The following is a 23225-nucleotide window of genomic DNA, read 5'->3' on the forward strand; positions in this document are numbered from 1 at the left end:
CGATTGGCACGAATCGTAACGAAAGGAGTACATATATGGTAACCTTACATGAGGGAAAACAATTCATTATAAATAACGATCACATTGCAAGTGCAGAGGAAGCTGCAAAGCTTTCTGAAGAAGCAGCAAAGAAAGAAACACTGACCTGGCAGGTGCTTTCAAAACACAATCACTCAGACAATATGGAACATCTGGAAATCCAGTTTGATTCTATGGGTGTGTATGACAATACCTACGTCGGCATTCTCCAGACAGCTTACGCAAGCGGTCTGAAAGAGTTCCCGATGCCGTGTGTATTTACAAACTGCCATAACTGTCTGTGTGCAGTCGGAGGTACTATTAACACCGATGTCCACAAATATGCAGAATCTGCCTGCCGCAAATCCGGTGGTATCTTCGTTCCGCCGCATGAGGCAGTCATCCATCAGTACATGCGTGAGATGATCGTTAACTCCGGCGATATGTCGATTGTATCCGATTCCCACACCCGTTATGGTACACAGGGTTCTGTCTCCATCGGCGAAGGCGGTCCGGAGCTTGCAAAGGCAATGCTGGGAAAATACTATGAGATCGACTATCCGGGTGTGATTGCCGTTCTTTTAACCGGTACCCCGAAGCCGTGGGTTGGTCCGATGGATGTGGCTTTGAGCATCATCGGCAAGGTATTTAAGAATAATTTTGTGAAGAATAAAGTCCTTGAGTTCATTGGACCGGGCGTACACAGCCTCTCAATGGATTTCAGAAACGGTATTGATACGATGACAACCGAGTCTGCCTGCCTGTCTTCTGTATGGGAGACCGATGACAAGGTAAAAGAGTATTTCGAGATTCACAAACGTCCGCAGGGCTTCAAGGAGATGGTTCCGGGCAATGCAGCACTCTATGACGGCGTAGTAGAGGTAAATCTGGATACGATCGTTCCGATGATTGCGCTTCCGTTCCATCCAAGCAATGCATATCCGTTAGCGGATGTCATCGCTGAACCGGAGAAATATTTAAAGATGGTAGAAAAAGAGGCAGAGCGTGTTTTCGAGAATAACAAGGATATTCATCTGGATCTCTGCTCTAAGATTCATGACGGCAAGATCAAGGTTGATCAGGCGGCGATCGCAGGCTGTGCAGCCGGTTCCTTCGAAAATATCTATGCGGTTGACCAGATCGCGAAGAAGATGGACAAAGGACTGGGAACCTTCCCATTCAATATTTATCCGGCATCTCAGCCGATTATGTATGAGTTAAACAAAATCGGTGTCTTAAATGACCTGATGGGATATGGGGTGCGTGTGAAGACAGCATTCTGCGGACCGTGCTTCGGCGCATCGGATGCACCTGGAAACAATGATTTCTGTATCCGTCATAGCACTCGTAACTTCCCGAACCGTGAGGGAAGCAACCCGGCAACCGGTCAGATCGCATCGGTTGCACTGATGGATTCCAAGTCAATCGCGGCAACTGCATTTAATGGCGGCTATTTAACCTCTGCAGAGAACTGCCCGGTTGTATTTGAAACACCATCCTATGAATTCAATGAGCACATTTACGAGAACATTGTATACAATGGATTTGGAAAAGCAAAACCGGAGACAGAGATCGTTTATGGACCGTCCATCAAGGACTGGCCGGAGATGGAGCCGTTAAAAGAAAATCTGTTATTACAGGTAGCCAGCGTAATCCGTGACGAAGTGACAACCACAGACGAACTGATTCCGTCCGGTGAGACAGCCTCCTATCGTTCTAATCCGTACAAGATTTCAGAATTTACCCTGATTCGTAAGGATCCGAAGTATGTTGGCCGTGCGAAAGCGGCACAGGAGTATGAGAAGGCTCGTCTGGCTGGTGACAGCGCTAAGGCTGGTGAATTTTATCAGGTACTGCAGGCAGCTGGCGTTACAACATCGCTTGAGGAGCTGATGCAGACAACCGGTATTGGGTCCGTACTGTATGCAAAACGTCCGGGTGATGGTTCTGCCCGTGAGTATGCAGCAAGCTGTCAGAAGGTGCTTGGCGGTCTGGCTGACATCTGTATCGAGTACGCAACCAAGCGTTACCGCAGCAACTGCGTCAACTGGGGTATCCTTCCATTTACCTGTGATGAGGCGGAAATTAATCTGGAAGCTGGCGAGTATGTATATCTGCCGGGTATCCGTGAAGCAGTTGAAAAGGGTGCAAAGGAATTTGAAGCAACCGTTATCGGAACAGACGGCAGCAGCCGGAAGCTTATGCTGGCTCTCAAGGATGTGACCGAGGCGGAGAAGGAAGTTCTGCTGGCGGGAAGCTTGATTAACTTTTACAAAAACACAAAATAAAAATGGGAATCGGGCGGTTGCTTGTGAGTATTGTGAGTAGACGCTGAATCCTGTCTGTACGCCCGGAATCCCGGATGCCCGATGGGGCGGGGACTGCGGGCGTATAATCAGTCGCGAAAGATTGAAACAGCCAAAACGTGAGAAATAGTTTAAAAGAAAGGGAAAGAGAGTCTATGAATATAGAAGAAATGCAGGCGCAGAGAGACGCTGATTATGAAAAATATAAGGCAGAAGGGCGCATCTGGGGCACAGTTCCGCGCGAAAAGATTGTGCAGATTCAGATTCCACGTACCAGCAAAGAGGTGATTGACCGCTACTATGCGCTGGAAGATATGAGTACGGCTGTATCGGACATTCTGGATACTTACGGCATTCACGGTGCTGTTCCAAACACCTGCTTAAAGCCAGTCAAGGCAGGCTCACGCCTGGTGGGAACAGCTGTCACGGTCCGCAGCATCCCGTCCCGCAAGACGGCGACGCAGGGACAGCGAGACAAAGATAAGATTTTGATGTCCACGAAGGATATTTTCTATCTGGGCGAGGCGGGCGATGTGCTGGTGTCGGATTTCGGCGGAAATCTGGAATATTCCAACATCGGCGGACAGAGCTGCCATCTGGCAAAAGTGCGGGGATTTGCTGGCTGCATCGCCTATGGAAGCTGCCGCGATACGGAGGAGATCAGCCGGATGGATTTCCCGGTCTTTTCCTGCGGCGTGACGCCGATGACCGGAAAATACCGCATGGAGTGTGCAGAAGTGAACGGACCGGTCAGCCTCTGCGGCTGCCTTGTCATGCCGGGCGACCTGATCGTGGCAGACGGTTCGGGTGTCTGCATTGTTCCGAATGAGCTTGTCGAGGAAGTGCTTGAAAAAGCGGAGAAGTCCGCGGCAAAAGAAGAAGAATTTTCCCGGATTCTGGAAGCAGGCGGCGGGATTGAGGAACTGAAAAAAGCAAAATAATAAATAGGTATTTTCGGGGGATATATTTCATAGAAACAGGGATTTGTTTACCATGCTGGAAGCGAGGTAAGCAGGTCCTTTTGTTCGTGTATGGAGGGGCTTATTTTATGGCTGGGATTTTCCGGATACGGCAGGTTCGGGTTATCTCAGCCGGGCGCGAGCGCAGCGTAAATGTAAAAAAATAATGAAATCATTGAATAAAATCCCCGTTAGTGTTAGAATAAATAAGATTGTATAACTATGCCTATATGATCTTTATGTATTAAAACATATCATTTATGATGGAATGAAATAAAATAACTAGATTTAGAATGTAAGAAATAGGAGAGAAAAGCATGAATCTGATAGAGAAAGTGTTTGGTACCCACAGCGAACGCGAGCTGAAGCTGATCCGCCCGATCGTGGATAAGATTCTAGGTATGCGCGAGCAGATGACTGCCTTATCGGATGATGAACTGCGTGACAATACGCGCAAGTTCAAAGAGCGCCTTGCGAACGGCGAGACGCTGGACGACCTTCTGCCGGAGGCATTTGCAACCGTGCGTGAGGCGGCGAGACGAGTATTAAATATGGAGCATTACCCGGTTCAGCTGATCGGTGGTATCGTCCTGCATCAGGGACGTATCGCAGAGATGCGTACTGGTGAGGGTAAAACCTTGGTTTCCACCGCACCGGCGTACTTAAATGCGCTGGCTGGAAAGGGTGTATTCATCGTTACCGTCAACGACTATCTGGCAAAACGAGATGCAGAGTGGATGGGCGAGGTTCACAGATTCCTCGGTCTGACGGTCGGCGTGGTTTTAAACTCGATGAATTCCGACGAGCGCCGGGAAGCTTACAACTGTGATATTACCTACGTTACCAACAATGAGCTTGGTTTCGATTATCTGCGTGACAACATGGCGATCTACAAAGAGCAGATGGTTATGCGGAATCTGGACTATGCGATTATCGATGAGGTCGATTCCGTCCTGATCGATGAGGCGAGAACTCCGCTTATCATTTCCGGACAGAGCGGCAAGTCCACGAAGCTCTATGAGGTGTGCGATATTCTGGCACGTCAGCTGGAAAAGGGCGAGGAATCAGCGGAATTTTCCAAGATGGCAGCCATCATGGGCGAGGAGATCGAGGAGACAGGCGATTTTGTAGTCAATGAGAAAGATAAAGTAGTCAACCTGACCGAGGCTGGTGTGAAGAAGGTCGAAGATTTCTTCCACATCGAAAACCTGGCGGATCCGGAGAACCTGGAGATCCAGCACAACATCATTCTGGCACTGCGTGCCAACTACCTGATGTTCCGCGATAAAGACTACGTGGTAAAAGATGACGAGGTTCTGATTGTCGATGAGTTTACCGGACGTATCATGCCGGGACGCCGTTATTCCGATGGTCTCCATCAGGCGATTGAGGCAAAAGAACACGTACATGTGCGCCGTGAGAGCCGCACACTGGCTACCATTACGTTCCAGAACTTCTTTAATAAGTTCAATAAGAAAGCAGGTATGACCGGTACGGCACAGACTGAGGAGAAGGAGTTCCGTAACATTTACCAGATGGACGTTATCTCCATCCCGACGAACCGCCCGGTACAGCGTATTGATTACGAGGATGCGGTTTATAAGACGAAAAAAGAGAAATTCCATGCGGTTGTCGAGGAAGTGGCAGCAGCCCATGAAAAGGGACAGCCGGTTCTGGTTGGTACCATTACGATCGAGACTTCCGAGCTTCTGAGCAAGATGCTGACAAGACGCGGCATTCCGCATAAGGTATTAAATGCGAAGTTCCATGAGCTGGAGGCTGAGATCGTAGCAGATGCAGGTATCCACGGTGCCGTTACGATCGCGACTAATATGGCAGGCCGTGGTACGGATATCAAGCTGGATGAGATTTCCAGAGAACTGGGCGGCTTAAAGATTATCGGTACAGAGCGTCATGAGTCCAGACGTATTGATAACCAGCTGCGCGGTCGTGCCGGACGTCAGGGCGATCCGGGTGAATCACGTTTCTACCTGTCCCTGGAGGATGATCTGATGCGTCTCTTCGGTTCAGAGCGTCTGATGAATATGTTCAACGCCATGGGCGTACCGGAGAATGAGCAGATCGAGCACAAGATGCTTTCCAAGGCGATTGAGAAGGCACAGATGAAGATTGAGACCAACAACTACGGTATCCGCGAGAACCTGTTAAAATACGACGAGGTTATGAACGAGCAGCGTGAGGCAATCTACGCAGAGCGCCGCCGTGTACTGGATGGCGAGAATATGCGTTCCGTTATCATGAAGATGATCACGGATATCGTAGAAAACGCCGTAGATATGTCCATCTCTGATGAGCAGGAACCGGCTGAGTGGGATCTGTCCGAGTTAAATTCCCTGCTGCTTCCGGTTATCCCGTTAGAGCCGATTCAGCTGACGGAAGATCAGCAGCATATGAAGAAAAATGAGCTGAAACATATGCTCAAAGAGGCGGCAACGAAGCTTTATGAGACACGCGAGGCAGAGTTTACAAGCGCGGAACAGGTACGCGAGATGGAGCGCGTGATCCTTCTGAAAGTGGTTGATGCAAAGTGGATGGCTCATATCGACGATATGGATCAGCTGCGCGAAGGCATCGGTCTGCAGGCATATGGTCAGAGAGACCCGCTGGTTGAGTATAAGATGAGCGGCTATGAGATGTTCGACAGCATGACGGCAGCGATCCGTGAGGATACCGTCCGTATTCTGTTCCACATCCGTGCAGAGCAGAAGGTCGAGCGTGAACCGGCTGCCAAGGTAACGGGAACCAACCGTGACGACAGCACCGTGCAGGCACCGAAGAAGCGTGAGGAGAAGAAGATTTACCCGAACGATCCGTGCCCATGCGGTTCCGGCAAGAAGTACAAACAGTGTTGTGGACGGAAGCTGTACGCGAAGAATTAATAGATGAAAGAAGGCAGGCTGCCGTGATTTTACAGCAGTCTGTGCAGAAAATTCCCGAAACTATGGCGAAATACCTGGTTCCGGGAATTTTTCCAAATATAAAAAAGAGTTACGGTCTATATGTGTGTGATCCGTAACAAAATATAACTGAAAGAATGCTGAACCGTTGAGGAAAATGGCAGCAGATAGATGAGAATGGAGAAGGTGAGAGCATGGTTGAATTAGATCAGTTTAAGTATACATTATCAACCTACGATGAGACGCTGAAAGAGGTCAAGGATTCCCTGGATCTGGAAAATAAGGAGCGCCGCATCACGGAGCTTGACAAATCAATGGAAGAACCGGGCTTCTGGGATGATCCGGAGCGCTCGACCAAGACGGTCCGTGAGGCGAAAAATCTCAAAGATACCGTGGATGGCTACAAGCACCTTGAACAGCAGTATGAGGATATCCAGGTCATGATTGAGATGGGCTATGAGGAAAATGACCCGGCGATGATTCCGGAGATTCAGGAGATGTTAGATGAGTTCGTCAAAGAGCTGGAAGAACTCCGCACAAAGACACTCCTGTCCGGCGAGTACGACGGCTGCAACGCGATCCTCAAGCTGAACGCGGGCGCGGGTGGTACCGAGGCGATGGACTGGTGCAGTATGCTGTATCGTATGTACCAGCGCTGGGCGGACAAAAAGGGCTTTACGACCGAGGTGCTTGATTTCCTGGATGGCGACGAGGCGGGACTTAAGTCCATCACACTGCAGGTCAACGGCGAAAATGCCTACGGCTACCTGAAATCGGAGAAAGGCGTCCATCGTCTGGTCCGTATTTCCCCGTTCAACGCGGCTGGCAAGCGTCAGACCTCATTCGTTTCCTGTGATGTCATGCCGGATATTGAAGAAGATCTGGATGTGGAGATTAATCCGGACGATCTGCGGATCGATACTTATCGCTCGAGTGGTGCCGGTGGACAGCATATCAACAAGACGTCCTCCGCGATCCGTATCACGCATCTGCCGACCGGTATCGTCGTACAGTGCCAGAATGAGCGTTCCCAGTTCCAGAACAAGGACAAGGCGATGCAGATGTTAAAGGCAAAGCTGTACCTGCTCAAACAACAGGAAAATGCCGAGAAGTTGTCCGACATCCGCGGCGATGTCAAGGACATCAACTTCGGAAACCAGATCCGTTCCTACGTTATGCAGCCGTACACGCTCGTCAAGGATCACCGGACGAACGCTGAAAATGGCAATGTGAACGCGGTGATGGATGGAGATATTGATCTGTTTATCAGTGCGTATTTAAAGTGGATCAGCCTGAAAAACCAGAAGACAGAAGAGGCGTAAAAGAAGATAAATCAGCCTGGATTGGCGGCACAAAAGTTTGACAGAGAAGAAAACACTCTGTCGAGTGCCGTCAGTTCAGGCTGTTTTTTTACAGATACAATTCGATTATTATGAAAAAAATAGATTGCAGAGTGTCAATAAATGTGATAATATCTTTCTGGTAAACACAAATGTATTTCTGGTGCGTACACAAGCGGAGATGGAATGGAAGAAAAAACAAAGTATTATCTGTTAAAGCAGAAAGCAGTGCCGGAAGTCCTTTTGAAGGTGGCGGAAGCGAAGAAGCTCATTGCGTCAGAAAAAGCGATGACGATTCAGGAGGCGACCGACCAGCTGGGGATCAGCCGGAGTTCCTTTTACAAGTATAAGGACGATATTTTTCCATTTTATGACAACGCCAAGGGCAAGACGATTACCATGGTGCTGCAGATGGATGATGAACAGGGACTTTTATCGGATCTTCTTCATATCGTAGCGATTTACAAGGCAAATATTCTGACGATTCATCAGAGTATTCCGGTCAACAATGTGGCGACGCTGACACTCAGCGTGGAAGTCCGTTCGGATACCGGAAATATATCGCATATGGTCGAAGAGATGGAAGAAAATTCGGGAGTACACAACGTAAAAATTATAGCCAGGGAGTAAAGATTATGATTCAGGTAGCAGTGATGGGCTATGGAACAATTGGTTCCGGAGTCGTAGAAGTATTAGAAACCAACAAAGACAAAATCACAGAAAAAACCGGCAAAGAGATTGCAGTAAAATATATTCTGGATCTGCGTGAATTTCCGGGTGATCCGCACGAAGCGCAGATTGTTCATGATTTTGAGATCATTGAAAAAGACGAAGAAGTAGAGATTGTTGTGGAGGCGATGGGCGGCGTCAATCCGGCATACAAGTTTGCAAAAGCGTGCCTGTTAGCCGGTAAGCACGTTGTGACCTCCAACAAGGCACTTGTAGCGGCACACGGCACCGAGCTTCTGGCGATTGCACGCGAGAAGAACTTAAACTTCCTCTTTGAAGCCAGCGTAGGCGGCGGCATCCCGCTTCTGCGTCCGCTGACCCAGTCTCTTGCAGGCGAGAAGATCGAGGAAATCAGCGGTATCTTAAACGGTACAACCAATTACATCCTTACCAAGATGGCAAGAGAAGGTCAGACCTTTGAGGAAGCCCTGAAGAAAGCGCAGGAACTCGGATATGCAGAGCGCAACCCGGAGGCAGACGTAGAAGGCTACGATACCTGCCGCAAGATCACGATTCTTACCTCACTGGCAACTGGAAAAGAAGTAAATTACGAAGATGTGCCGACCGAGGGCGTCACAAAGATTACCGATACTGATTTCAAATATGCGGCAAAGCTGGGAACTTCGATTAAACTGTTTGGAACCAGCCGCATGGAAGGCAATAAAGCCAGCGTCTATGTATGCCCGATGATGATCGGACCGGATCATCCGCTCTTTGCAGTCAATGACGTATACAATGCAGTCATGGTTCGCGGCAATACACTTGGAACCGTCATGTTCTACGGCAGCGGCGCCGGAAAACTCCCGACCGCCAGCGCAGTCGTCAGCGACATCGTAGAGATCGCCGGACACATGGAAGACAACATCCCGACCGGCTGGACCGACGAAAAACAGCCAGTTGCACCGATGGGCGAAGTAACCTTCAGCTACTTCCTCCGACTGGCAGGCAAATCAGCCGACAAACTTGCCGATGTGCGTGCAGCCTTCGGTGAGGCAGAAACCATCGAACTCCCGGAGATGGACGAATTTGCGGTCGTAACCGGAGAAATGACCGAAGCACGCTTCCGGAAACTGGCAGCGGCATTCGAGGAAGATATCCGCCAGACGATTCGCTATACAAAATAGGATATAAAGTAAAAAGCACGCCAAAGTCATTCATGACGCGGTGTGCTTTTTAACGCAAGAAATACACAGAAAAAGGTCCCCTTGCCAATCATTTTATTGTAACGGACCAATCAAACTCTCATACAACTCCATTGCCTGATCAAAAAACGGCGCATATTGCGGATCCGTAATCATATGGTACACCTGGATCAGGCAGAAAAACTCAACTACTCCAAAGATGGTAGACATAACTCCCAGTATCAGCCCGACCACTGCGCTGCCGCGCCGCGGCTGTCCTTCCTCCTTGGATAGGACAAACAGTACATTCGCCGACATTCCGAGCAGAATCGCGGCGGAAAAACTCAAAAACAGGGAGAAAAATGCGAAGATGCCGCACATCATTGACATCGTGGCATAGCGGCGCGAACGATTGCGCCGGGTTTCATTTGTATCTGAATGTTCCTTCGGAGAAGGTGTTTCATCGTAATAACTCATCGTATATCTAATCCTTTCATAACTGTGAAAAAAGAAAACAGCTACATCCTTTTCTGAAAATTAGAGACAGCCGCTGAATAGGGCAAAACAAAATCTATGCCCATCTGGCGGATTGAATCCGATAAAAGTGTATCATGAATAAAGCCGCTTGTCCAGTTAGGCATTGACTTGCGAAATATGCGCTGGAATGGTATGATTAAACAGCGTATTGATATTGAAGGAGAGTTTTTGCATGGATATTATACAGGCATTGAAAGAAGAGCTTCAGATAGGGAGAAATCAGGTCGAAGCGGCGGTAAAGCTGATCGATGAGGGAAACACGATCCCGTTCATCGCGCGCTACCGCAAGGAGGCGACCGGTTCCCTGAATGATGAGGTGCTGCGCCAGCTAGATGAGCGACTGCGCTATCTTCGGAATCTGGAGGATAAAAAGGAGCAGGTGATCGGTGCGATCCGCGCCCAGGAGAAGCTGACTCCGGCGCTGGAGAAACAGATCCGCGATGCGGTGACGCTGGTTGCGGTGGAAGATCTTTATCTTCCGTACCGCCCGAAACGGCGCACCCGTGCCGGAATTGCCCGTGAGAAAGGGCTGGAACCGTTAGCAGTCTGGATTTACAAGCAGGAAGCGGGCGGCAGCCTGGAGGCGGAGGCGGCGAAGTATGTGTCGGAAGAAAAGGGTGTTGCAGATGTTTCAGAGGCAATAGACGGCGCGCGTGATATTCTGGCTGAGCAGATCAGCGAGATGGCAAAATACCGCAACTACGCACGTAAAAAGACGATGCAGGACGGTCTTTTGGAGGCATCCGCAAAGGATGAGAAGATACAGTCGGTGTACGAGATGTACTATCATTTCTCCGAACCAGTCAAAAAGCTGGCGGGACACCGTGTGCTGGCGATCAACCGCGGTGAGAAAGAGAAGATTCTGAGCGTGAAGCTTATAGCGCCGGAGGAGCAGATTGTCCGGTATATGGAGAAACAGCTGATTATCCGCCCGGATGGGGATGCGGCGCGCGTGATGGAAGAAGTGATTCTGGACAGCTACCGCCGCCTGATCGGACCGGCCATCGAGCGCGAGATCCGCGCGGGGCTGACAGAAACGGCAGAGAACGGCGCGATTCAGGTATTTGGCAAGAACCTGGAACAGCTCCTGATGCAGCCGCCGATCGCAGGATGCGTGGTGCTCGGCTGGGATCCGGCATTCCGGACGGGCTGCAAGCTGGCAGTTGTGGATGAGACGGGAAAAGTGCTCGATACGACGGTCATTTACCCGACTGCGCCGCAGAACCGCGTGGAAGAGTCGAAGGAGATCGTGAAAAAGCTGATCCGCAAGTACGGCATTTCCCTGATCTCAGTGGGGAATGGTACGGCAAGCCGAGAATCTGAGCAGATCATCGTGGAACTCTTAAAAGAAATTCCGGAGAAGGTTCAGTATGTTATCGTCAATGAGGCGGGCGCGTCGGTTTATTCGGCGAGCAAGCTGGCGACGGAGGAATTTCCGCAGTTTGACGTCGGACAGAGAAGTGCGGCATCGATCGCGAGACGCCTGCAGGATCCGCTGGCGGAGCTGGTAAAAATTGATCCGAAATCCATTGGAGTCGGTCAGTACCAGCATGATATGAACCAGAAAAATTTAAGCGAGGCGCTGCAGGGCGTGGTGGAAACGTGCGTAAATAAGGTCGGCGTGGATCTGAATACGGCATCGGCGCCGCTGCTCGCCTATATTTCCGGCATTAACAAGACGATTGCGAAAAATATCGTGGCATATCGGGAGGAGAATGGCGCATTTTCAACGCGCCGTGAGCTTTTGAAGGTGGCGAAGCTGGGACCGAAGGCGTATGAACAGTGCGCCGGATTTATGCGGATCCAGGGCGGCAGGAATCCGCTCGATGCGACGAGTGTGCACCCGGAGAGCTATAAAGCAGCGGAGGCACTTTTAAAGCAGCTTGGACATGATCCGAAGGAGATCGCGGCGGGCGGCATCCGCAATATCCGCAAGGAGATCGCGGATACGGCAAAGCTGGCAAAAGAGCTTTCGATCGGCGAGCCGACCTTACTCGATATCGTGAGCGAGTTGGAAAAACCGGCGCGCGACCCGCGTGAGGAGATGCCGAAGCCGATTCTCCGCACGGATGTGCTGGAAATGAAGGATTTGAAGCCGGGCATGATTTTAAAAGGAACCGTGCGGAATGTCATTGATTTCGGTGCGTTTGTGGATATCGGCGTGCATCAGGATGGTCTGGTTCACGTGTCCCAGATGACAGACCGCTATATCAAGCATCCGCTGGAGGCGGTCAGCGTCGGGGACATCGTGGAGGTCAAGGTGCTGGCGGTTGATGTGGCGAAGAAGCGCATTTCGCTGACGATGAAAATCCGGGAGACGAAGTAAACCACGGCAGATTCAGCCGTTGGTATAGGATGCAGGAGCGCTGACTGGAATGGGGCGGCGGATAAGGCATAGAAAATTAGGGAGAAGATAAAATGGACTTACGTGTAAAAATACAGCCAAAAGAGATTTTTATTTATTCGATGTACAATTTCTGGGCGGGAATGCGTGGAATCGGAAGCATCATACTGACGGTGCTCGTCATTATTGCGGCGGCAGCCAGCGAGGAACGTCTGGGAACGCAGGTGACGAACCTGGTGATTCTGGGTGTGATTGCCTTGACAGGCTTTCAGATTTTTGCAATCTGGAAACAGGCAGAGCACACCGCCGGGGATGCGAAAAAGGGCGCTGAGATTGTATTTCATATTGGAGACGAGGGCATCCGTACCCGCCAGGCGAACAGCAAGGGCGAGATCAGCTGGGATAAGCTGGTAAAAGTGAAAAAGATCGCGGGAATCTATGTGCTTTACCTGGATCGGGACAAGGCATACCTGATGCCGAAGCGCGTGTTCAGAGGTTCGGAGGAGCAGATTTTTCTCAGTATGCTCACAAGAAATCTGCCGCAGGAAAAGAGAAGAGGAATTCGAGCATGATGATAGAAACAAACAGCCCGGAAGAGACGTATGCGTTTGGAAAAAAGCTTGGAATGGAAGCCCAGGCAGGGCAGGTGTATTGTTTGAATGGTGATCTGGGCGTAGGAAAGACGGTCTTTACCCAGGGGTTTGCCGCGGGACTTGGAATTCAGGAACCGGTCAACAGCCCGACTTTCACGATCGTGCAGGAGTACGACGATGGGCGCCTGCCGCTCTACCATTTTGATGTATATCGTCTCGGCGATGTGGACGAGATGGATGAGATTGGCTATGAGGACTATTTCTACGGCGAGGGCATCTGCCTGATCGAATGGTCGGAGCGCATCCGCGAGATCCTGCCGGAACATCCGATCCAGATCACGATTGAAAAGGATCTGGAAAAGGGCTTTGATTACCGGAAAATTTCAGTAAACGAGCAGTAGCCGGCGACAGGAGGAAAGAGAAAATGAGAATTTTGGGAATCGAAAGCGCATCCCTGGTGGCATCGGTTGCTATTGTTACGGATGATGTGATCACGGCGGAATATACGGTGAATCTGAAAAAAACGCATTCGCAGACACTTCTTCCGATGATTGATGAGATTGTGAAAATGCTGGAGGTGCCGTTGGAAAGCATCGATGCAATCGCAGTATCCGGCGGTCCGGGATCTTTTACGGGGCTTCGGATTGGCTCTGCGACAGCGAAGGGGCTGGGACTGGCGCTTGGGAAGCCGCTGATCCATGTGCCGACGATGGATGCGATGGGATATTGTCTGTACGGGGCTTCGGCGCTCATCTGCCCGATGCTGGATGCGAGACGGCAGCAGGTGTACACGGGGCTCTATCGGTATGAAGAGAAGTTTGAGATTGTGAAAGAACAGTGCATTACGGATATCCATGCGTTGATTGCCGAGTTAAATGAGCGCGGCGAGCGCGTGATTTTCCTGGGGGACGGTGTGCCGGTCAACCGGGCGGTGATCGAGGAAGAGATGAAGGTGCCGTATTCGTTTGCACCGGCACAGGCGAGCCGTCAGCGAGCTTCGGCGGTGGCAGCGCTTGGCGCAGTGTATCTGGCAGAGGGAAAGACCGAGACGGCAGCCGAGCACAAGCCGGATTATCTGCGGAAATCGCAGGCGGAGCGCGAGCGCGAGGTCGCAGAGCGCCAGGGCGAGATGGATAAGCTGGCAGCCGGTATTGTGGTCGTGGAGAAGAAATAATGGCGGCAGGAACGGGAACGCAAAAAGAGCTTCGTGTTCAGATAGTGGATTTACAGCCGGGGGATCTTCCTGCGGTCCGGGCACTGGAACTGGAATGCTTTTCGGATGCATGGTCGGAGAAGCTTTTACAGGATCTGCTGACGAGCAGCTGGGATAAAGCCTGGGTGCTGAAAGAGGATGAAACCGTCTGTGGCTACAGCAATTTCCGCGTCATTGCCGGGGAAGGCGAGCTGATGCGGATCGCGGTTCACGGCGCGTGCCGGGGGCGCGGCTATGGGCGGCTTCTGATGGAACGGCTGTTAAGGGAAGCAGAGGAAGAAAACGTCGAGGATATCACCTTGGAGGTGCGTGCATCCAATGCCCCGGCGATTGCGCTGTATGAGGCGTATGGCTTTCAGAAAGAGGCGGTTCGGAAGAATTATTACAGCGGGCCGACGGAAGATGCGCTGATTTATTGGAAAAGAAGCGGAAAAAGCATTGACAGATGAAATGGAAATGAGTATACTGTTTAACAGATAAAAGCGTAACACTTTACAGCGTTAAATTAAAAGAAAAGAACGGTAGGAGGTTCATATGCTGAGTCAGGTATCTATTTTTGCAGAGAATAAGAAAGGACGTTTACAGAATATTACATCCCTTCTTCAGAAGGAGAATATTAACATCTGGGGTTCGATCACGAATGACAGTGCGGAGTACGGTATTATCCGTATGGTTGTTTCTAATCCAGAGCACGCGGAGAAAGTGCTGGCGGAAGCTGGTTATCTCTGCCGTCTGACAGAGGTGCTTGGCGTCGAACTGGATGACGAGGTCGGAGCACTCAACCGTCTGTTAATTTCCCTCGAAGAGAGCAATATCAATGTAGATTACCTGTATCTCTCCTTCAATCGTGATTCTGGCAAGCCGGTTATGGTGCTTCACACGGACGATGTGAGGGAGGTCAGCATCTGCCTGACATCGAAGGGATATAAGGTACTGTAAGTATTTCCAGCACTTTCCGCTTAAAAACCGGTATAAAAAACAGTATAATGATGGAGAAGCTGTGGAGGACATGGCTTCTCCATTTTGCGTATATAGAAGAGAAAGGCGAGGAGAGCATGAGAAAATATGGAGAGAGCGGCATTCTTCTGTCGGTTGTCTGCAACCGGTGCGGAAAGAAGCTGGCGGTGAAAGATGGCATTCTGCGCGAAGGAGCGGCGCATTTTGATGTGGCATGGGACTATTTTTCGGAGAAAGATGGGGAGGTGCATCATTTTGATCTGTGCGAGGAGTGCTATGATGGAGTGACGCGGGAATTTCTGATTGAGGCAGATAAGGAGGAGAGGACGGAACTATTGTAGAGTCGTGAGGGGAACGGAGAAACGCGGGACAGGCGGTGCGCCATCTGCGTCTCTCCAGTGAATTGGATTGCTGAATTTCTGGCTTGCAACATAGTATTTCTTTATGATATTATTAAATGATATGGGAGTTAGGGGGAAAGCTGTTTTGACAGCTTTTTGCATGACTTTTAATTAAAAAGATTTATTATGAATCATTTATTTAATAGAAAAGAGGATGTTTCATGTTAGATGTATGTTTGCTGGGAACGGGCGGGATGATGCCGCTGCCGTATCGGTGGCTGACGGCTTTGATGGTCCGCTGCTCGGGCAGCAATTTGCTGATAGACTGCGGGGAAGGCACGCAGATTGCGTTGAAAGAAAAGGGCTGGAGCCCGAAGCCGGTGGATGTGATTTGTTTTACACATTATCACGCGGATCATATCAGCGGTCTGCCGGGACTTTTGTTGACGATGGGAAATGCGGAGCGGACGGAGCCGATCACGATGATTGGACCGAAGGGACTGGAACGCGTGGTGACGGCACTGCGGACGATCGCGCCGGAATTGCCGTTTCCGCTTGAGTTTATCGAGCTGACGGAGCCGAGACAGCAGCTTCAAATTGGACCGTATGTGATCGATGCGTATCGGGTCAACCATAATGTGACCTGTTATGGGTACTCGATTTCGATTCCGAGAAAGGGACGGTTCGATGTGGAACGCGCGCGGGCGCAGGAGATTCCGCAGAAGTTCTGGAGCCGCCTGCAGAAGGGGGAGACGATCGAGGAGGAAGGCAGAACGCTGACACCGGATATGGTGCTCGGAGGTGACCGGAAGGGAATCAAGGTGTCATACTGTACCGATACGAGACCGCTTCCGGTAATTGCGGAGTACGCGAAGGATGCGGATCTGTTTATCTGTGAAGGCATGTACGGCGAGGACGGGAAAGAAGCCAAGGCGAGAGAATACAAGCATATGACATTCCAGGAGGCGGCGCATCTGGCGAAGGAGGCCCAGCCGAAGGAAATGTGGCTGACTCATTACAGCCCGTCGCTCATCCGTCCGGATGATTATATGGATAAAGTGCGTGAGATATTCCCGAGAGCGAAAGCCGCCCGCGATGGCTGGACGGCAGAGCTGGGATTTGATGAGGAGTAAGGGCGATGCAGACGGAAGAAAAGAGAGAGAATATAGAAGAAAAGAAGGAAGAACGGATGGAAATGCCAGTTTCAGAAGCATTGGAACAGGGACCAGGGAAAGCTCCGGTATCGGGGGCAGAGATTTCCGTGCATGATACAGAAAACGGACACTCATCAGAAGATGTTTACATTCTTGCAATCGAGAGTTCCTGTGATGAGACGGCAGCTTCAGTCGTGAAAAACGGACGTACCGTTCTTTCCAATATCATATCTTCCCAGATCGATCTTCACACGCTGTTTGGCGGCGTTGTGCCGGAGATTGCGTCGAGAAAGCATATCGAGAAGATAAACCAGGTTATTGAAGAGGCGCTGACAGAGGCACATATGAGTCTGGAGGAGATGACGGCGATTGCAGTTACCTACGGTCCGGGGCTGGTTGGCGCGCTTTTGGTCGGTGTGGCGGAAGCCAAAGCACTCGCGTATGCGGCGAAGAAGCCGCTGGTCGGCGTACACCATATCGAGGGGCACGTATCGGCAAATTTCATCGAAAATCCGGATCTGGAACCGCCGTTCATGTGCCTGATCGTGTCAGGCGGACATACACATCTGGTGATTGTGAAAGATTATGGCGAATTTGAGATTCTGGGACGCACCCGAGACGATGCAGCAGGCGAGGCGTTTGACAAGGTGGCACGCGCGGTCGGGCTCGGTTATCCGGGCGGCCCGAAGGTCGATAAGGCGGCAAAAGAGGGGAATCCACATGCGATTGAGTTTCCACGGGCAAAAGTGGGCGACAATCCATATGATTTCAGCTTCAGCGGCTTAAAATCGGCGGTCTTAAATTATATTAACCATGCGAAAATGATGTGCGAGGAGATTAATGTGCCGGATCTGGCGGCTTCGTTCCAGAATGCGGTTGTGGAAGTGTTGGTATCGCGCACGATCGAGGCGGCGAAACAGCATGGCTATAAGCGCGTGGCGATCGCCGGTGGTGTGGCATCTAACTCCGCTCTCCGGGCGGGCATGGAGAAGGCCTGTAAAGAGGCGGGCATCCAGTTTTTCCATCCGTCACCGATCTTCTGTACGGACAATGCGGCGATGATCGGCGCGGCGGCGTACTATGAATATAAGAAGGGCGCGCGCGCAGGCTGGGATCTGAATGCGGTGCCGAATTTGAAGCTGGGCGAGAGATAATACAAATTTTTTCAGGAAGAATTGTTTTGCGGTTAGTTTTTTTAAAATATTGATTTGACAAAAAGTGGAAAAAGAGTGTTTTAAGAGATCGTTCTGGCATGGAGGAGAAACGAGATGGAACATACATTGGATCAATTTGGGAAAGAGAAAATTACACCGCATCCGACCCGCACCGCCGCTATCGTTCTGGCAGCCGGACAGGGAAAACGGATGAAAAGCAAGATTCAGAAGCAGTTTCTCCTTCTGGAGGAAAAGCCGGTCATCTGGTATGCACTTCACGCGTTTGAGGAGAGCCGGGTCGATGATGTGATTCTGGTGACCGGGGCGGATGAGATCGCGTACTGCCGGGACGAGATTGTAGGAAAATATGGATTTTCCAAGGTGCGCGCTATCGTTGCGGGCGGAAAAGAGCGCTACCATTCGGTCTACGAGGGTTTAAAGGCGCTCGGCAGCCAGCTTTCCTATGGGGAGGGGGACTGCGTCCTGATTCATGACGGGGCGCGTCCGTTTGTGGACGAGCCGATGATTGAACGTATCGTATCAGATATACGAAGTTATAGCGCAGCAGTGGCAGGCATGCCGTCAAAGGATACGGTCAAGCTGGTGGATGCGGACGGATTTGCCTCTGTGACGCCGGAACGGGCGCATGTCTGGATGATTCAGACACCGCAGGGATTTACTTACCCGCTGATCCGCGCGGCGTATGACAAGATGATGAGTCGGGAAGAGTACCAGCAGGGAGTGACGGATGATGCGATGGTGGTCGAGACGATGACCGATCACAAGGTGCGCCTGACCGAAGGTTCTTACCGGAATATCAAGGTGACAACGCCGGAGGATATGGAGGTTGCGGCTGCATTTTTACAAAATAAAAAAAGTTAATAGGTCTATTGACAACCCTTGACTTCTATGTTATAGTACTTATCGTGTTTAACTGCCGAAGACAGCAGGTGCCGAAAGGCATAAGGTTAATACGCCTGCCGAGGGAACTGATATCGTTGTATATTTCTATCCCCCTGTCCTGCGAGTGACGGAGGGATTTTATTTTACAGAAAACGTTTACCAGGCGGTTATAGAAATAAAACAGGAGGTAAACCAATCATGGCAAAAGTTGAATTAAAGCAGCCGGTTGTTGCTGAAATCGCAGAATTATTCAACGGCGCTAAGGGCGCAGTAGTAGTTGACTACCGTGGACTGACAGTTGAGCAGGACACACAGCTCCGTAAGCAGTTAAGAGAAGCTGGTGTTACTTATAAAGTATATAAGAACACCATGATTCGTTTCGCTGCTAAGGGTACCGCGTTCGAGGCTCTGGAGCCGAATCTGGAGGGTCCGACCGCTCTGGCTGTATCCAAAGAGGATGCTACAGCTCCGGCAAGAATTTTAGCTGAGTTCGCTAAAAAAGCAGACAAGCTTGAGATCAAGGGCGGCGTTGTAGAGGATACTTACTACGATGCAAAGGGCATGCAGGTTATCGCAACCATCCCGTCCAGAGAAGTTCTTCTTGGAAAACTTCTTGGAAGCATGCAGTCTCCGATCACAAACTTCGCTCGTGTTATCAAACAGATCGCAGAGCAGCAGGAGGCATAAGACCCTTACCTGCAAAGCAGGGTGTAAGGTGCGTGAGAGCCGCATAGTAAAGCAAGAGGCCGCATAAGGTCGATTTAAAATTCAATCACAGGAGGAATATTAAAATGGCAAAGTTAACAACAGCTGAGTTCATTGAGGCAATCAAAGAATTATCCGTATTAGAGTTAAACGATTTAGTAAAAGCTTGCGAGGAAGAGTTCGGTGTATCCGCAGCAGCAGGCGTTGTTGTAGCAGCAGCAGGTGCAGCTGAGGCAGCAGAAGAGAAGACTGAGTTCGACGTAGAGCTGACAGAGGTTGGCCCGAACAAAGTTAAAGTTATCAAGGTAGTTCGTGAAGCTACAGGTCTTGGTCTGAAAGAGGCTAAGGAAGTAGTTGACGGTGCTCCGAAGGTAGTTAAGGCTGGCGCTTCCAAGGAAGAGGCTGAGGACATCAAGACTAAATTAGAGGCTGAAGGCGCTAAAGTTACCTTAAAGTAATTTAAGTAATTTCGCATAGAGCTAATTGCATTACAGATGGAGAGTCTGGCGTGTGCGTGAGCGCATGCCGGGCTCTTTTTATTTCATGGGAAATTGCGTCCTATGAAATAAAAAAACGCTCCGCGAAGATGCAGACTCTTTTTTAAACGGGGGAATCAAATCAAGATGGCAGAGAAGACAAGAAATGAAACGGCAGCAGATGAGGAACTTAAAACGCTTCGGGAACGGCTTAAGGCGTGCGAATTTCTGCTGATTGGGCTTGGAAGCGAATGGGAGAAGGCGGGAGGCGCGGAGGTACAGGAGGCATACCGGGCGCTGGCATCGATGACAGAGGGGAAGGATTATTTTATCGTGACAACCGCAAAGGATGCGCGCATCTTTGAAAGTTCGTTGGATGAAGCGAAAATCACGGCGCCGTGCGGTAATGTGAACTGGCTTCAGTGTTCGAAAGGCTGTACGAAGGATATCTGGGAGCGCGGCGAGGTGGCGGATGGTATCTGCCCGCACTGTGGGGCGCCGCTGACAGAAAACACAGTTCTGGCGAATCCGTATATCGAGGAAGGTTATTTGAAAAGCTGGAATCTCTACCGGGAATGGCTGGCTGGAACCTTAAACCATGCGCTTCTGATTCTCGAGCTGGGAGTGGATTTCAAGACGCCGACCGTCATCCGCTGGCCCTTTGAAAAGACGGTCTTTTTTAACCGCAAATCGCATATGTATCGGATAAACCAGAAGTTTTACCAGATTGTCGGAGATATTCAGGAGAGGACCGTATCGATTCCGCAGAATTCGGTCGGCTTTATCCGCAATTTTCCTTCCTGCGATTGAGAGTCCACTTAGTTACTGGGCACGTATGCGTGAACAGTAACGTCCACTTATCTGCGGAGGGGACATTTGGGAAGCAAAACTTGAGAAACCGCTTCGATTGTGCTAAAATGGAACCATCGTTTGACAGAAAACGACAGAAAATGACATGGACGAGAGGATAGGGCAATGGGAGCAATCAGTAATGACTGGCTGGCTCCGCTCAGCGGAGAGTTTAAAAAGCCATATTACAGAAAGTTATACGATACTGTGAAACGGGAATATGAGACGCATGTTGTATATCCGGATGCGAATGATATTTTCAATGCATTTGATTTTACCCCTCTTTCCGAGGTAAAGGTGGTTATTTTAGGTCAGGATCCCTACCATGGTCCGGGACAGGCGCATGGGCTTTGCTTTTCGGTAAAGCCGGATGTGGAAATCCCGCCGTCCCTGGTGAATATTTATCAGGAATTGCACGATGATCTCGGCTGCTACATCCCGAACAATGGCTATCTGACGAAATGGGCGAAGCAGGGAGTCATGCTGCTGAACACTGTTCTGACCGTTCGCGCGCATCAGGCAAATTCCCACCGTGGAATCGGCTGGGAGGAGTTTACGGACGCTGCGATCAAGATCTTAAATGAGCAGGACCGTCCGATGGTATTTATTCTGTGGGGACGTCCGGCACAAGCGAAGAAATCGATGCTTAATAATCCAAAGCATCTGATTCTCGAAGCACCGCATCCGAGCCCGCTGTCTGCGTACCGCGGATTTTTCGGCAGCCGGCCATTCAGCAAGACCAATGAATTTTTAAAAGAACATGGTGTTGCCCCGATCGACTGGCAGATAGAAAACGTGTAGGAAGGAGCAGACATGAGTTTTGTTGAGATTTTAAAGGTAATTGTACTGGGAATCGTGGAAGGTTTCACGGAATGGCTTCCGATCAGCAGTACCGGGCATATGATTCTGGTGGATGAGATCATCCATCTGGATGTCAGCGAGGCGTACCGGGAAGTGTTTATGGTTGTCATCCAGCTGGGTGCGATTCTGGCGGTTATGGTGCTGTATTTCAATAAATTGAATCCGTTTTCACCGCACAAATCGATGGCGCAGAAGCGCGGTACAATTCGTTTGTGGATAAAAATTATTATAGCCTGCATTCCGGCAGCGGTGATTGGGCTTCCGCTTGACCATTTCATGGATAAACTGATGAACGGCTATGTCGTAGCAGCGATGCTGATTCTCTACGGCGTTTTGTTTATCGTACTGGAAAATCGAAACGTACACCGTCATTTTCCGATTGAGCGCGTGACGCAGATTTCGTTCCAGACAGCGGCACTGATCGGCTGTTTCCAGGTGCTGGCGATGATTCCGGGTACTTCCCGTTCGGGCGCGACGATTCTGGGCGCGATGCTGATCGGCTGTTCACGTCCGGCGGCGGCAGAATTTTCATTCTTCCTTGGGATTCCGGTTATGTTCGGTGCGAGTTTTTTAAAGATTGTGAAATTTTTCATTCAGGGCGGCGGATTTTCTTTCGCGGAGTTCATTTATCTGGTTCTTGGTATGGTGGTCGCATTTGGCGTGTCTGTGTACTCGATCAAGTTCCTGATGGGATATGTCCGCAAGCATGATTTCAAGTTTTTCGGATATTATCGGATTGTGCTTGGTATCGTGGTGCTGTCCTACTTTGGTATTTCGGCGCTAGTAGGTTAAAATGTACGCTCGGAGTCTTTCCTACACTTGCTTTTGCGGCTGGCGGAAAGATTCTGAGAGCACATTAAATAGAAAAAGAGGATTCAGACCTGACAGAAATGCGGAGGTCTGGATCCTTTTTTGCGTTCATATAATACATGGAAGCGGAAACGCAAATATAAAGGGGATGCCCTGTCACAGTTCAGGGCTGACACGTCTAAAATGGTAAATCGGATCATTCAAAATAAGGGTTCCATGAGGAAAAAACTGCTCTGCCTGTGCACGGCAGTGCTGCTGGATCTGTGTTTCTTAGGAATCGTGTGCAGGCTGGCAGTGGGGATGCAGTGGGAAGATTTGGCGGAAGTGGAGCAGGCGGACCAGACGGACCAGACGGTTTCCTCCCCGGAATGCTTTTCCGGCGGGGAGCTGGCGCTGACCTTCGACGACGGACCGCACAGGGTGTACACGAAAAAGCTGCTGGACGGCTTGCGCGAGAGGGGCGTGAAAGCCTCTTTTTTTCTGGTCGGGGAAAATATTCCGGGTAATGAGGAACTGGTGCAACAGATGGCTAAAGACGGTCATCTCATCGGGGTTCACTGCATGGCACATGTGGATCTGGCGCGCCAGCCGATTGAAAAGAGCGTGGAGGAGATTCGGGAGACGGCCGATTGGATCGAGGCGGTCACGGGAAAACGTCCGGAATACATACGTCCGCCGTATGGTTCATGGAGTACGGAGCTTCAGGAGAGAGTGTCGATGACGCCGGTGTTCTGGGACGTCGATACGCTGGACTGGAAAAACCGGAATACGGCGCGGATTGTGAAGCATATCTGCAAAAATGCGGCGGTTCACACGGTGGTGCTGATGCATGATGCATATCAGACTTCGGTCGATGCTGCGCTTGAGACGATTGACACATTGACGGCGGAGGGATATACTTTTGTTACAATAGAAGAATGTCTGATTGATTGAGAGG

At 50.3% G+C, this 23225-nt stretch carries 23 protein-coding genes and 1 other annotated feature; of the genes, 22 read left to right on the forward strand and 1 reads right to left on the reverse strand.

Annotated features, from left to right (window positions below):
- Positions 1 to 35: 35 nt before the first annotated feature.
- From DXB70_RS09260 to DXB70_RS09285, 6 genes are all read left to right on the forward strand, one after another.
- Positions 36 to 2306 carry a hydratase gene (locus DXB70_RS09260; RefSeq protein ID WP_118673178.1) on the forward strand — a complete coding sequence of 757 codons (2271 nt, stop codon included), beginning with the start codon at positions 36 to 38 and terminating at the stop codon, positions 2304 to 2306.
- A 173-nt stretch (positions 2307 to 2479) separates the two neighbouring features.
- Positions 2480 to 3265 (forward strand): RraA family protein, encoded by a 786-nt coding sequence (locus DXB70_RS09265; RefSeq protein ID WP_207661054.1) that lies wholly within the window; start codon positions 2480 to 2482, stop codon positions 3263 to 3265.
- A 335-nt stretch (positions 3266 to 3600) separates the two neighbouring features.
- The gene (gene secA / locus DXB70_RS09270) at positions 3601 to 6183 is read left to right on the forward strand and encodes a preprotein translocase subunit SecA (RefSeq protein ID WP_117796090.1); all 2583 of its coding nucleotides are present in this window, start codon (positions 3601 to 3603) and stop codon (positions 6181 to 6183) included.
- A 212-nt stretch (positions 6184 to 6395) separates the two neighbouring features.
- The gene (prfB, locus tag DXB70_RS09275; RefSeq protein WP_117796089.1) at positions 6396 to 7523 is read left to right on the forward strand and encodes a peptide chain release factor 2; all 1128 of its coding nucleotides are present in this window, start codon (positions 6396 to 6398) and stop codon (positions 7521 to 7523) included.
- Positions 7524 to 7727: 204 nt separating this feature from the next.
- Positions 7728 to 8171, forward strand: coding sequence for an ACT domain-containing protein (locus DXB70_RS09280; RefSeq protein ID WP_107001373.1), 444 nt, complete (start codon positions 7728 to 7730; stop codon positions 8169 to 8171).
- Between the two features lie 5 nt (positions 8172 to 8176).
- A complete protein-coding gene (locus DXB70_RS09285) occupies positions 8177 to 9394 on the forward strand; it encodes a homoserine dehydrogenase (RefSeq protein WP_118673179.1) in 1218 nt (405 codons plus the stop codon).
- 93 nt (positions 9395 to 9487) lie between these two features.
- Here DXB70_RS09285 and DXB70_RS09290 read toward each other — a convergent pair whose 3' ends face one another.
- Positions 9488 to 9868 (reverse strand): hypothetical protein, encoded by a 381-nt coding sequence (locus tag DXB70_RS09290; protein WP_118492426.1) that lies wholly within the window; start codon positions 9866 to 9868, stop codon positions 9488 to 9490.
- A gap of 232 nt (positions 9869 to 10100) precedes the next feature.
- Here DXB70_RS09290 and DXB70_RS09295 point away from each other — a divergent pair, with 232 nt between their 5' ends.
- The 16 genes from DXB70_RS09295 (at position 10101) to DXB70_RS09370 (ending at position 23221) form a co-directional block, all read left to right on the forward strand.
- Entirely contained in the window at positions 10101 to 12254 is a 2154-nt protein-coding gene (locus DXB70_RS09295; protein WP_118673180.1) for a Tex family protein, read from the forward strand.
- Between the two features lie 92 nt (positions 12255 to 12346).
- The gene (locus DXB70_RS09300) at positions 12347 to 12844 is read left to right on the forward strand and encodes a YcxB family protein (RefSeq protein ID WP_118629322.1); all 498 of its coding nucleotides are present in this window, start codon (positions 12347 to 12349) and stop codon (positions 12842 to 12844) included.
- Positions 12841 to 13266 carry a tRNA (adenosine(37)-N6)-threonylcarbamoyltransferase complex ATPase subunit type 1 TsaE gene (tsaE, locus tag DXB70_RS09305; protein WP_022360622.1) on the forward strand — a complete coding sequence of 142 codons (426 nt, stop codon included), beginning with the start codon at positions 12841 to 12843 and terminating at the stop codon, positions 13264 to 13266. The genes DXB70_RS09300 and tsaE overlap by 4 nt, the downstream gene beginning before the upstream one ends.
- Before the next feature lie 23 nt (positions 13267 to 13289).
- Positions 13290 to 14039, forward strand: a complete 750-nt coding sequence (gene tsaB / locus DXB70_RS09310; RefSeq protein WP_117796084.1) for a tRNA (adenosine(37)-N6)-threonylcarbamoyltransferase complex dimerization subunit type 1 TsaB — start codon at positions 13290 to 13292, stop codon at positions 14037 to 14039.
- Positions 14039 to 14527, forward strand: coding sequence for a ribosomal protein S18-alanine N-acetyltransferase (rimI, locus tag DXB70_RS09315; RefSeq protein WP_118538571.1), 489 nt, complete (start codon positions 14039 to 14041; stop codon positions 14525 to 14527). The genes tsaB and rimI overlap by 1 nt, the downstream gene beginning before the upstream one ends.
- 85 nt (positions 14528 to 14612) lie before the next feature.
- Positions 14613 to 15017, forward strand: a complete 405-nt coding sequence (locus DXB70_RS09320) for an ACT domain protein (protein WP_022360619.1) — start codon at positions 14613 to 14615, stop codon at positions 15015 to 15017.
- 116 nt (positions 15018 to 15133) lie between these two features.
- Complete coding sequence (locus DXB70_RS09325; protein ID WP_182427980.1) at positions 15134 to 15376, forward strand: hypothetical protein; 243 nt, start codon at positions 15134 to 15136, stop codon at positions 15374 to 15376.
- Positions 15377 to 15597: 221 nt separating this feature from the next.
- Positions 15598 to 16509, forward strand: a complete 912-nt coding sequence (locus tag DXB70_RS09330; protein WP_118293360.1) for a ribonuclease Z — start codon at positions 15598 to 15600, stop codon at positions 16507 to 16509.
- A 5-nt stretch (positions 16510 to 16514) separates the two neighbouring features.
- On the forward strand, positions 16515 to 17684 hold the full coding sequence (gene tsaD / locus DXB70_RS09335) for a tRNA (adenosine(37)-N6)-threonylcarbamoyltransferase complex transferase subunit TsaD (RefSeq protein WP_243017071.1): 1170 nt from the start codon (positions 16515 to 16517) through the stop codon (positions 17682 to 17684).
- A 114-nt stretch (positions 17685 to 17798) separates the two neighbouring features.
- Positions 17799 to 18566, forward strand: a complete 768-nt coding sequence (ispD, locus tag DXB70_RS09340) for a 2-C-methyl-D-erythritol 4-phosphate cytidylyltransferase (RefSeq protein ID WP_118293361.1) — start codon at positions 17799 to 17801, stop codon at positions 18564 to 18566.
- A gap of 37 nt (positions 18567 to 18603) precedes the next feature.
- Positions 18604 to 18738, forward strand: a sequence feature (ribosomal protein L10 leader region).
- Between the two features lie 47 nt (positions 18739 to 18785).
- Positions 18786 to 19274 (forward strand): 50S ribosomal protein L10, encoded by a 489-nt coding sequence (gene rplJ / locus DXB70_RS09345; protein ID WP_022360614.1) that lies wholly within the window; start codon positions 18786 to 18788, stop codon positions 19272 to 19274.
- Positions 19275 to 19378: 104 nt separating this feature from the next.
- Complete coding sequence (gene rplL, locus DXB70_RS09350; RefSeq protein WP_107001383.1) at positions 19379 to 19750, forward strand: 50S ribosomal protein L7/L12; 372 nt, start codon at positions 19379 to 19381, stop codon at positions 19748 to 19750.
- Positions 19751 to 19915: 165 nt separating this feature from the next.
- A complete protein-coding gene (locus DXB70_RS09355) occupies positions 19916 to 20578 on the forward strand; it encodes a hypothetical protein (RefSeq protein WP_118293362.1) in 663 nt (220 codons plus the stop codon).
- Between the two features lie 165 nt (positions 20579 to 20743).
- Complete coding sequence (locus DXB70_RS09360) at positions 20744 to 21418, forward strand: uracil-DNA glycosylase (RefSeq protein ID WP_022360612.1); 675 nt, start codon at positions 20744 to 20746, stop codon at positions 21416 to 21418.
- Positions 21419 to 21430: 12 nt separating this feature from the next.
- Complete coding sequence (locus tag DXB70_RS09365) at positions 21431 to 22270, forward strand: undecaprenyl-diphosphate phosphatase (RefSeq protein WP_022360611.1); 840 nt, start codon at positions 21431 to 21433, stop codon at positions 22268 to 22270.
- Between the two features lie 234 nt (positions 22271 to 22504).
- Complete coding sequence (locus DXB70_RS09370) at positions 22505 to 23221, forward strand: polysaccharide deacetylase family protein (RefSeq protein WP_181357236.1); 717 nt, start codon at positions 22505 to 22507, stop codon at positions 23219 to 23221.
- Positions 23222 to 23225 lie beyond the last annotated feature (4 nt).

The sequence above is a fragment of the Clostridium sp. OM05-5BH genome (genome assembly GCF_003481505.1).
Taxonomy (GTDB): Bacteria; Bacillota; Clostridia; order Lachnospirales; family Lachnospiraceae; genus Otoolea; species Otoolea fessa.